The organism is Tsukamurella conjunctivitidis (genome assembly GCF_007858475.1).
Taxonomy (GTDB): Bacteria; Actinomycetota; Actinomycetes; order Mycobacteriales; family Mycobacteriaceae; genus Tsukamurella; species Tsukamurella conjunctivitidis.
Genome location: NZ_VIGX01000024.1, coordinates 1 through 10,624, shown reverse-complemented (window position 1 = coordinate 10,624; position 10,624 = coordinate 1). Strand labels below are relative to the sequence as shown.

Genomic DNA, 10,624 nt, shown 5'->3' with positions numbered 1-10,624 from the left:
AACCGTACCGGCCTTTCACCTCTTACTGCGATCTTGACGCAATCTTAACGCCCGAACGCGTGCGGGGAAAGCGGAACGGCGGTCTTCGGGTCAGCCGCAGGAGCCCTGGACCACGGCCTTCGCGGTGCCGAAGAACTGGTAGAGATAGATCAGCTCCCAATCGGCGGGGCCGTAGTCGTATTCGCGGGGCACCGCCCGCATGACGGTCTCGCCCGAGTAGCAGTTGTCGAAGATGTAGCGCGATCGCGCGAGGTGGTACCCCCAGCTGATGACGATCACCGAGGCCCAGCCGTTCTGCTTCGCGAGGCTCTCGGTGAACATCGCCTCGCCGCGCGTCGTGCTCGGGGCCGGGACCTGGCACGTGACGCTGATGCCGTCGATCCGGGTACTACACAGATCGCGCATCGTGCTGTCGGAGTGGCCGTAGGGGTTCGACAGGACGAGGTTCGTCGACCACCCCTCCTGGGCCAGGCGGATGCCGTACTGCTCGCGACCGTCGTGCTCGCCACCGAGCACGATGATGGCGTCGACCTTGCGCAGCGGGTCCTGGCGATCGACGCCGAACATCGCGTAGCCGACGCCGCCGACCGCGGCGAGGACGAGGACCACGACGAGCGTCACGCCCCAGAGGAGTCTTTGCAGTCGCGGCACGCCGCCACCCTACCGGCGCCCCGCGGCCGAGCCGCGGGGCGCCGGGCCGCCGTCACACGGGCGGGAGCGCGATGTACTTGGTGTTCAGGTACTCCTCGATGCCCTCGCTGCCGCCCTCGGAACCGAGGCCGGACTGCTTGATCCCGCCGAAGGGGGCGGCGGGGTCGGAGATGACGCCGCGGTTCACGCCGACCATGCCCGCTTGCAGCCTGCGCGCGACGCGCTGCGCCCGGCCGACGTTCTCGGTGAAGAAGTACGCGGCGAGGCCGTACTCGGTGTCGTTGGCCATGGCGACGCCCTCCTCCTCGGTGTCGAAGCCGACGATCGCGGCGACGGGGCCGAAGATCTCGTCGCGGCGGATGCGGGCGCTGTCGGGGATGCCGTCGAGGACGGTGGGCCGGTAGAAGAAGCCGGCACCGTCGACCTGCTCGCCGCCCGTGCGCACCGTGGCGCCCGCGGCGACGGCCTCGTCGACGAGCGCGGCGATGGAGCCGCGCTGCTTGGCGTTGATGATCGGGCCGATGGCCGAGTCGGCGTCCCAGCCGGGGCCGACCCGCATCGCGGCGACCCGCTCGGTGAGCCGCGCGGTGAAGGCCTCGCGGATGCCGTTCTGCACCAGGATGCGGTTGGCGGCGGTGCAGGCCTCGCCGCCGTTGCGCATCTTGGCGAGCATCGCGCCGTCGACGGCCTTGTCGAGGTCGGCATCGTCGAAGACGAGGAAGGGCGCGCTGCCGCCGAGCTCCATCGAGGTGCGCAGGACGTTCTCCGCGGCCTGGGCGAGGAGGATCTTGCCGACACCGGTGGAGCCGGTGAAGGAGACCTTGCGCAGGCGGGGGTCGGTCATGAGCTCGGCGACCACGGCGGGCGCGTCGAGAGTCGGGAGCACGGCCAGGACGCCAGGGGGAAGGCCGACCTCGGCGAAGACCTGCGCCAGTAGCAGCATCGTCAGCGGGGTGTCCTCGGCGGGCTTGACGATCACGGTGCAGCCGGCGGCCAGCGCCGGGCCGATCTTGCGCGTGCCCATGGCCAAGGGGAAGTTCCACGGGGTGATGGCGAGGCACGGCCCGACGGGCTCCTTGACGACGGCGATCTCGCCGGTGCCGGCGGGGGCGGTCGTGGTGCGGCCGCCGATGCGTACGGCCTCCTCGGAGAACCAGCGCAGGAACTCGGCGCCGTAGGTGACCTCGCCACGGCTCTCCGGCAGGACCTTGCCCATCTCGAGCGTCATGAGCAGGGCGAAGTCGTCGGCGCGGGCGGTCACGGCGTCGAACGCGGCGCGGAGGATGTCGGCCCGGCGGCGGGGCGGGGTAGCGGCCCACTCGTCGGCGACCGCGGCGGCCCGATCGAGGGCGACGCGGGCGTCGGCGGGCGTGGCGTTCGCGACCGCGGTGAGGACCTCGCCGGTGGCGGGGTTCACCACGTCGAAGGTGCGGCCGGACTCGCTCGGGGTCGAGCGGCCGCCCTGCCACAGTCCGGTCGGGACGGCGGTGCGGAGGTCGGTGAGGTTCACGCCGCCGCCTCGCGGACCGCGGTCTCGAGCACCGACAGGGCGTCGTCGAGCAGCTCGTCGCCGATCACCAGCGGCGGCAGCAGGCGGATGACGTTGCCGTAGGTGCCGCACGTCAGGATCACGACGCCGGCGGCGAGGGCCTTCGCGGCGACGGCCTTCGTCAGGTCGGCGTCGGGCTCCGAGGTGCCGGGGTGGACCAGCTCGATCGCGATCATCGCGCCGCGGCCGCGGACGTCGCCGATCACGCCGGTCTCCTCGGCGAGGGCCCGCAGCCGGGTCACCGCGCGCTCGCCGATGGCGCGGGCGCGCGCCGGCAGACGGAGGTCCTCCATGGTGTCCAGCGCGGCGAGCGCCGCGGCGCAGGCGACGGGGTTGCCGCCGTAGGTGCCGCCGAGGCCGCCGGCGTGCACGGCGTCGAGCAGGTCGGCGCGGCCGGTGATCGCCGACAGCGGCATGCCGCCCGCGATGCCCTTGGCCATGGTGATGATGTCGGGCACGACGCCCTCGTCCTCGCAGGCGAACCAGGCGCCGGTGCGGGCGAAGCCGGTCTGCACCTCGTCGGCGATGAAGACGACGCCGTTCTCCTTCGCCCAGGCCGCGAGGGCGGGCAGGAACCCCGGTGCGGGCACGATGAAGCCGCCCTCGCCCTGGATCGGCTCGATGATGACGGCGGCCACCGCGTCGCCACCGATCTGCTTCTCGATCTGGCTGATCGCGCGGGCCGCCGCGGCCTTGCCGTCGGCGTCGAGGCCCGCGGCGGCGTCGCGGTACGGGTACGACATCGGCATCCGGTAGACCTCCGGCGCGAAGGGGCCGAAGTCCTTCTTGTACGGCATGGTCTTGGCGGTCAGCGCCATCGTCAGGTTGGTGCGGCCGTGGTAGGCGTGGTCGAAGGCGACGACCGCATCGCGGCCGGTGGCGAGGCGTGCGACCTTGATCGCGTTCTCCACGGCCTCGGCGCCCGAGTTGAACAGCACCGTGCGCTTGTCGTGATCGCCCGGGGTGAGCGCGTTGAGGCGCTCCGCGACGGCGACGTAGCCCTCGTAGGGCGTCACCATGAAGCAGGTGTGGGTGAAGTGCCCGGCCTGTGCGGCAACGGCTTCCGCGACCCGTGCGTCGGAGGCGCCGACGCTGGTGACGGCGATGCCGGAGCCCAGGTCGATCAGCGAGTTGCCGTCGACGTCCACGATGACGCCGCCGTCGGCGTCCGCGGCGTAGACCGGCACCGAGGAGCCGACGCCGCCGGCCACGGCGGACCGCCGGCGCTCGGCGAGCCGGGCGGACTCCGGGCCGGGAAGGGCGGTGACGAGGTTGCGCACCTGGGGGAGGCGGTAGCTCGGGGTGGTCACTGGAGGGTCTCCTTGTCGACGTCGACGGGGGCGGTGGTGCGGCGCAGGGTCTCGCCGCGGAAGAAGGCGGGGTGGGTGGCCCGCCGGATGAGCATCAGGACGGCGCCGAGGAGCAGCAGGCCGAAGCCGATGTAGAAGACGAGCCCGATGCCGAACAGCGAGGAGCCGCTGCCGTTCTCGGGATCGAGGCTCTCCTGGACCGAGATCACGAAGACCACGGCGAGGATCGTTCCGCCGAGCAGGGGGAACAGGAACTTGTAGACGATGTTGTGCGGGCCGGTGAAGAGCTCGCGGCGGAAGAACCAGACGCAGGCGAAGGCCGTGATCCCGTAGTACCAGCAGATCATGATGCCCAGTGCCGCGATGGTGTCGAGCAGCGCGCGGTCCGAGAGCAGCTTGACCACGGCGTAGAAGACGCCGGTCACGATGCCGGAGACCACCGTCGCGTAGGTGGGCACCAGGTACCGGGGGTGGATCGCGGCGAGTTTCGCGGGGAAGGCGCCGTAGGAGCCCATCGCCAGCATGGTGCGGGCGGCGGGCAGGAAGGTGGTCTGCAGGCTCGCGATCGACGAGGCGAAGATCGCGAGGAACAGCAGCAGGCCGCCCGCCTCGCCGAGGACCGGCGTCGCCAGCGGGCGGAAGACGTTCTCGGAGTTGTCCGGATTGCCCAGGCCGACACCCTCGGTGCCGACGCCCGCGTACATCATCACGGCGACTGCGACGAGCAGGTAGGTGATGAGGATCGAGACCACTGCGAGCAGCCCGGCACGGCCGGGGACCTTCGTCGGGTCCTTCGATTCCTCGCCGAGGGTGAGACAGGTGTCCCAGCCCCAGAAGGCGAAGATGGATCCGGTCAGGCCCACGACGAAGGCCGCGATGGTGATGCCCGTGAACGGGTTGAACCAGTCGAGCGAGAAGGACAGCCCGGTGGGCACGCCGCCGGACCGCACGATCGCGGTGACGGCGAAGGTGACCAGGACCACCATCTGGAAGCCGACGAGCGCGTACTGCACCTTGGCGCTGGTGGTGATGCCGCGGCCCGCAATGACCGTGGCGACGACGAGGAAGAGCAGCGTCGTCGCGATGTTCACGGGCTTGTTCGCCGCGAGGTCCGCGAGGGACTCCTTTCCCGTCACCTGCGCCAGGAACAGGTAGAAGTAGTCCACGGCGATCGCCGCGAGGTTGGACAGCACGATGATCGTCGCGAGCACCATGCCCCACCCGCACATCCAGCCGATGTACGGCCCGAAGGCCTTGGTGGACCACGTGAACGAGGCGCCGCAATCCGGCACCCGCGAGTTCAGCTCGCGGTAGGCGTACGCGGTGAGGAACATCGGGATGAACCCGGCGATGAAGATCGCCGGCATCTTCAGGCCCACCGACGCGACGATGAGGCCGATGCTCGCCGTCAGCGTGTAACCGGGCGCCACCGTCGAGATGCCGAGGATCGCGCCCGCGAGCGTGCCGATGCTGCCCTGCGCGAGGCCCTTGTCGACGATGTCGGTCTCGCCCGCGGGCGTCGCGTCCCCGGGGTCCTCGCGGCCCGTGCCGGCGGTGGTCATGCGAGGCCGGCTCGGGGGACGACGACCATCGGGACGTCGAGGACGCGGAGCATCGTGGCGGCGGTGGAACCGAGGAAGAGGCGCTTCGGCGCGGCGAGCCGGCTCGAGCCGACCATGATGAGGTCGCCCGGCTGCCACTCGAGGCCGTTCACCGCGTCCTCGACCGTGTCGCCGAGCACGACCACCGAGGTGACCTCGACGGTGCCCGACAGGCGGCTGGTGGCCTCCTCGAGCACGGCGGCCGAATGCGCGCGCGCCTTCTCGATGGCCTCCTGGTCGGCCTGGTGCACGCCGGGCATCAGGTCGACCGCGATGAGCGAGACCAGGCGCAGCGGGACCCCGGCGCGTTCGGCGCCGGCGATCGCCGCGTCGAGCAATTCGTCGGCGCCCGCGCGGGTACCGACGGCGCAGGTCACGGACCGCACGCGCGCGGCCTTGGTGTGCCGCTGTCCGCGTGGGGCCAACGCGACCGCGACCGGCGAGGAGTGGATCAGGGCGTTGACGACGGGGCCGAGCGAGTGGCGGCCGAGCAGGCCGCCGCCCGAGCCCCCGACGACCACGACGGCCGCGTCGAGGCGCTCGGCCTCGGCGATGATGCCGCCGGCGATCGAGTCGTAGACGCCGATGTGGGTCGAGGCCTCCACGTCGTCCGGCACGAGGTCCCGGGCCTGCTTCAGCCAGGTCCTGGCCTGCGCCGTGAGGACCTGATCGACCAGGTCGCCGGAGACGAAGGCGCCGGTCTGATCCGGCGGCACGACCATGCCGATCGCGAGCTCGGCCCCCATCGTCCGGGCGAGTTGCACGCCGAGGGCGACCGCGTCGCGGCCGCCGTCGGTGGCGAGGTAGGCGACGTAGACCTTCATTTCTCTCCCTCACAGCAGGCGGAACCGGCGGCGGCGCCGTCGGATTCGGTGGAACAGCAGGACCCGGTCGTGGCGGGCGTGGGCGCCACGTCGATCGACGGGTTGCGGTCGAAGAAGCCGAAGGGCTTGAGCCAGAAGCTCACCGTGTCCGCCGGCATGATCGGCCAGTCCTCGGGGCGGGTGATGTGGTGGATGCCGAAGGTGTACCAGAGCACTACGTCGGTGTTCTCGATCGAGCGGTTCTGCGCGGTCCACGCCGGCAGGCCCATGCCGCCGCCGCCCTGGTTGACGAATTCACCGGCGGGCCAGCGCTCGTCGCGGTCGTTGGGGGTGACCCACAGGGTGTGCTCGATGGCGCGGCAGCGGTCGAGGATCGGGGACGCCGGGTCGAACATGGCGGGGACGTTCGCGGAGGCGACCAGCTTGTACGACGGGGACGTGCCGAGGCCCGTCTTCACGTTGTCGTTGACGACCTTCCACGAGCGCTGCGTCGGGTAGTGCGGGTCCTGCTTGCCCTCCGCCTCGGTGCGCAGCGGCGTGTTCACCTGCTGCAGCGAGAGACCGTAGGGGTTGTCGGGCCCGGTGGGCACCATCCGCGTCTCGGACTGGTAGACGGTGTTGTTCTCCCCGTCCACGTCGAGGTCCATGCGCGCGACGATGAAGTGCTGGTGGAAGGGCGCGTACGTGCGCTCGTCCACGAGGGTGCCGTGCGGGTGCGAGCCGCCCTCGGGGAAGTGGCTGACCACCATGATGCCGGTGGCGCGCACCTCGCACTCGATGTTGCCGTCCTCGTAGAACCGCCAGTAGGTGAGGTACTCGTAGTTCGCGACGGTGACGTGGAAGGAGACCGTCAGGCGGCGCATGCGGCGCACCTCGGCACCGGCGTGGTGGTCCACGTGCTTCCACAGGACGGCGTTGTCCTCCTCGTGGATGCAGATCGCGTTGGCGATGTCGTAGGGCTCGCCCTTGCTGTTGTGGAGGGTGGCGTCCAGGTAGCGGATCTCGCCGAGGCAGTCGCAGCCCAGCGCGAGCGAGGTGGTCATGAAGCCGAGGCCCCACTCGCCGATGTCGAAAGCGGTGCGCCGGTAGTGGTCCTCGCAGTGATCGCGGTACGGCACCATCATCTCGGCGAACGAGAGGCGGTGCGCGATCTTGCGCACGTTCCCGTTGTCGTTGTAGGTGATCGCGTGCAGGGTCATGCCCTCGCGGTAGTTGAAGCCCACGCGCAGCGACCAGTTCTGCCACGTCAGCTTGTTGCCGTCGAGGGTGAACCCGGGGCCCTCGGGCTGCGTGATCTCCAGGGGCGTGCGCTCCGGGCGGGTGGAGGCCTCGCGGATCTCCCTGGGCAGCATCCGTGGCACGTACTCGCCCATGATCTGCGGCCGTTCCACGTGGAACACGTCCTCGATCTTCAGCAGCTCCATGGTGTTCAGGTCGATCACGCAGTGGAAGCCGTTGACCGGCCCGGCGTAGGGGTTGGCGCCGTCGGACGCCCGGACCCAGGTGTCGGACCAGCCGATGCGGCGCCCCGCGAACTCCTCGGGGATGAGCACCGCGCCGTAGGTCCAGGTGTCCATGAAGACCAGCGACATGTCGGTGATGCCCCGCGCGGCGAGCGCGGCGATGACGTCGGGGTGCGCGCGCAGGGCCTGATCGGCTTCGTCCCACTCGTCGACGGTGACGTTCGCCTGCACGTCGGGGATGTGCTCGAACGCGGTGACAGCGCCGTCGGTCAGGGACAGGCGGGCCTTGTAGGTGCGGTTCGCGGTGCGGTCGAAGAGCACCGCGACCGCGACGCGCTCGCACGGCGTCCCGTCGGTGTCGAAGGCGGTGATCTCGGCCTTGCTCGGCTCGAACATCTCGATCGAGGCGTAGCGCCAGTCGTCGTTCACGCCGTGCTCCCGCGCGAGCAGGGCGGTGACGGCGCGGATCTCGTCGGCGGAGAGCGGGTCGAGAGGATGGGTGGGAGCGGGGGTCGGCATCGCGGGAGGGCCTTTCTCGGCGGTCGGTGATCGGCGGTCGGGCGGCGGTCAGTCGTTGCTGCTCATGACGTGCTTGATTCGGGTGTAGTCCTCCAGGCCGTACGCCGAGAGGTCTTTGCCGTAACCCGAGTGCTTGAATCCGCCGTGCGGCATCTCCGCGACGAGCGGGATGTGGCAGTTGATCCACACGGCGCCCGCGTCGATCCGGATGCTCATCCGGTTGGCGGTGGCGTGGTCGGTGGTCCACACGCTGGACGCGAGGCCGTACCGCACGCCGTTCGCGAGGGCCACGGCCTCGTCCTCGGTGGCGAAGGACTGCACGGTGATGATCGGCCCGAAGGTCTCCTCCTGCACGATCGGATCGTCCTGCCGCACTCCCGTGATGACGGTCGGCGCGACGTAGAAGCCCACGTCGCCGACCCGCTCGCCGCCGGTCGCGACGCTCGCGTGCGCGGGGAGCGCGGCCAGCTTGTCGAGGACGGCGGCGAAGTGGCGGCTGTTGTTGAGGGCGCCGTAGAAGGCGTCCGGATCGTCGGGGGCGCCGGGGCGCAGCGCCTGCGCCTGCGCGACGAGGGCGGCGAGGAAGTCGTCGTGCACCGACTCGTGCACGATCGCGCGCGTCGCGGCGGTGCAGTCCTGGCCGGCGTTGAAGAAGGCCGCCTGCGCGATGCCCTCCGCCGCGCGGGCGATGTCGGCGTCGGAGAAGACGACGGCGGGCGCCTTGCCGCCGAGCTCCAGGTGGGCGCGCTTGACGTCGGCGGCGGCCGCGGTCGCGACGGCCATGCCCGCGCGGACGGAGCCGGTGATGGCGACGAGGCCGATCGCCGGGTCGCCGACCAGTCGGGCGCCGACGGCACCGTCTCCCAGGACGACGTTGAGGACGCCCGCCGGGAGGACGTCCTGCGTGAGCCGGGCGAGCACCAGGGTGGACTCGGGGGTGGTGTCGGAGGGCTTGAGCACCACGGTGTTTCCCGCGGCGAGGGCGGGGGCGATCTTCCAGATGGCCATCATGAACGGGTAGTTCCACGGGGTCACCTGACCGACGACGCCGATCGGCTCGCGCCGCACGTACGAGGTGAAGCCCTCCATGTACTCGCCCGCCGAGCGGCCCTCGAGCATCCGGGCGGCGCCCGCGAAGAAGCGCACTTGATCGGCGCAGACCAGCACCTCCTCGGACTTCACCAGGGCCGCGATCTGCCCGGTGTTGCGCACCTGGGCCGCGACGATCTCGTCGGCGTGCGCCTCGATGGCGTCGGCGAGCTTCAGCAGGGCCGCCTGGCGCGCGCTCGGGGTGGTGCGGCCCCAGGTGAGGAAGGCGCGCTCCGCGGCGGCGACCGCCGCGGCGATCTCGGCCTCGGTCGAGACGGGGGAGACGGCGACCACGGTCTCCGTCGCGGGGTCGACGATGTCGATCGAGTCGGGGGAGGCGGAATCGACGAAGGCGCCGTCGATGAAGTTCTGGAGGCGGTCGGACATCGGGGCTCGTTCCGGTCGGCGGGCGGGTCTTCTCACTGTGCGCTGGGTCACTGACGGTCGCATCTGCCACAATGGCGAAATCATCGGTCATGATTCGACGGAACGGAGCGACATGGCGGTCACGGTGCGGTGGCTGCTCGCGCAGCGCGACCTCGGCCTCGGGCTCCGTGCGGGGGCAGCGGCGATCGACGTGCCGATCACCTTCGTCATGACCACCGAGCTCTCGGATCCGACGCCGTGGCTCACCGGCGGTGAGATGCTCCTGACCACCGGGATCGGCATCCCGCCCGGCGACGAGGGCTGCCGGGACTACGTGCGCCGGCTGATCGGGCGCGGTGTCTCGGCGCTGGGCTTCGGCGTCGGCGTCTCGCGGGCGAGCGCACCGTCGGCCCTGGTGGCGGCGGCCGACGAGGTCGGTCTCGCCCTCGTCGACGTGCCGCTGCCCACGCCCTTCGTGGCCGTCGCGCGCACCGTCATCGACGAGATCGCCCGGCGCGCGAACCGCTCCCAGGTGGCCGCTGGCCGCGCGCAGCAGCGGATGACCCGTGCCGCGGTCGCGGGCGGACCGTCGGCGATGCTGCGCGAACTGGCCGTGGGCTGCGGCGGCGCGGCGCTGCTCCTGGACCGCAGCGGGCGGGTCGTGCAGTCGCACCCCGCCGACGTCGACCCCGGCGCCTCGCGCGAGGTGGGCGAGCAGGCGCGGGCCCACCTCGCCGCGTCGGCCGTCGGGCCCGTGACCTCCGGCGGGCGCGGCACGATCGTGACCCAGCCGATCCGCGTGGGCGACCGCGGGCACGGCCACCTCGGCGTCGTGCTGCCCCACGAGCCGCTCGCCACCGACCACGTGCTCATCGGCCACGCCAATTCGCTGCTGGCGCTGGACTTCGAGCGGCCTCTGCGGCTGCGGCTCGCGCAGTGGCGGATGAACGCGGCGGCGCTGCGTCTCGTGCTGTCCGCGGGCGCGGAGCTCGACGAGGCGGCGCAGCTCGTGGCGGAGGCGGCGGACCCGTCGGGCGTGCGGGCGCTGGTGATCCGCGGCGGCGACCCGGACGTCGTGGTCGCCGGAGTCCGGGCGGCGCTGTACGACGCGGGCCGCCCGGTCTTCGTCGCGGACGCGGAGCGCGCCGGCGGCGTCGTGGCGCTGCTCGGCGGGGACGACGGCCCGGGCTTGGCCGACGCACTGTTCGCGGGCTTCGCGCCCCGCGAACGCGGCCGGCTGCAGCTCGGCCTC

At 71.6% G+C, this 10,624-nt stretch carries 8 protein-coding genes; 1 reads left to right on the top strand and 7 read right to left on the bottom strand.

Features of this window, described 5'->3' with window-relative positions; translation table 11 throughout:
• Positions 1-90: 90 nt before the first annotated feature.
• From FK530_RS22290 to FK530_RS22260, 7 genes are read right to left on the bottom strand one after another with little or no spacing between them, the layout of a single operon-like run.
• Positions 91-651, bottom strand: a complete 561-nt coding sequence (locus FK530_RS22290) for a YdcF family protein (RefSeq protein ID WP_231706755.1) — start codon at positions 649-651, stop codon at positions 91-93.
• Positions 652-703: 52 nt separating this feature from the next.
• A complete protein-coding gene (locus FK530_RS22285; protein ID WP_146489164.1) occupies positions 704-2,161 on the bottom strand; it encodes an NAD-dependent succinate-semialdehyde dehydrogenase in 1,458 nt (485 codons plus the stop codon).
• Positions 2,158-3,510 (bottom strand): 4-aminobutyrate--2-oxoglutarate transaminase, encoded by a 1,353-nt coding sequence (gene gabT, locus FK530_RS22280; protein WP_146489163.1) that lies wholly within the window; start codon positions 3,508-3,510, stop codon positions 2,158-2,160. The genes FK530_RS22285 and gabT overlap by 4 nt, the downstream gene beginning before the upstream one ends.
• Positions 3,507-5,072, bottom strand: coding sequence for an APC family permease (locus FK530_RS22275; RefSeq protein ID WP_146489162.1), 1,566 nt, complete (start codon positions 5,070-5,072; stop codon positions 3,507-3,509). Before FK530_RS22275 ends, gabT begins: the two co-directional genes overlap by 4 nt.
• Positions 5,069-5,935: a universal stress protein gene (locus FK530_RS22270; protein ID WP_146489161.1), complete on the bottom strand. Its 867-nt coding sequence runs from the start codon at positions 5,933-5,935 to the stop codon at positions 5,069-5,071. The genes FK530_RS22275 and FK530_RS22270 overlap by 4 nt, the downstream gene beginning before the upstream one ends.
• Positions 5,932-7,917, bottom strand: coding sequence for a primary-amine oxidase (locus tag FK530_RS22265; RefSeq protein ID WP_146489160.1), 1,986 nt, complete (start codon positions 7,915-7,917; stop codon positions 5,932-5,934). The genes FK530_RS22270 and FK530_RS22265 overlap by 4 nt, the downstream gene beginning before the upstream one ends.
• Before the next feature lie 48 nt (positions 7,918-7,965).
• Positions 7,966-9,393 (bottom strand): aminobutyraldehyde dehydrogenase, encoded by a 1,428-nt coding sequence (locus FK530_RS22260; RefSeq protein WP_146489159.1) that lies wholly within the window; start codon positions 9,391-9,393, stop codon positions 7,966-7,968.
• A gap of 112 nt (positions 9,394-9,505) precedes the next feature.
• Here FK530_RS22260 and FK530_RS22255 point away from each other — a divergent pair.
• Positions 9,506-10,624 (top strand): PucR family transcriptional regulator ligand-binding domain-containing protein (locus FK530_RS22255; protein ID WP_158645174.1); only part of this gene is annotated, 1,119 nt, incomplete at its 3' end.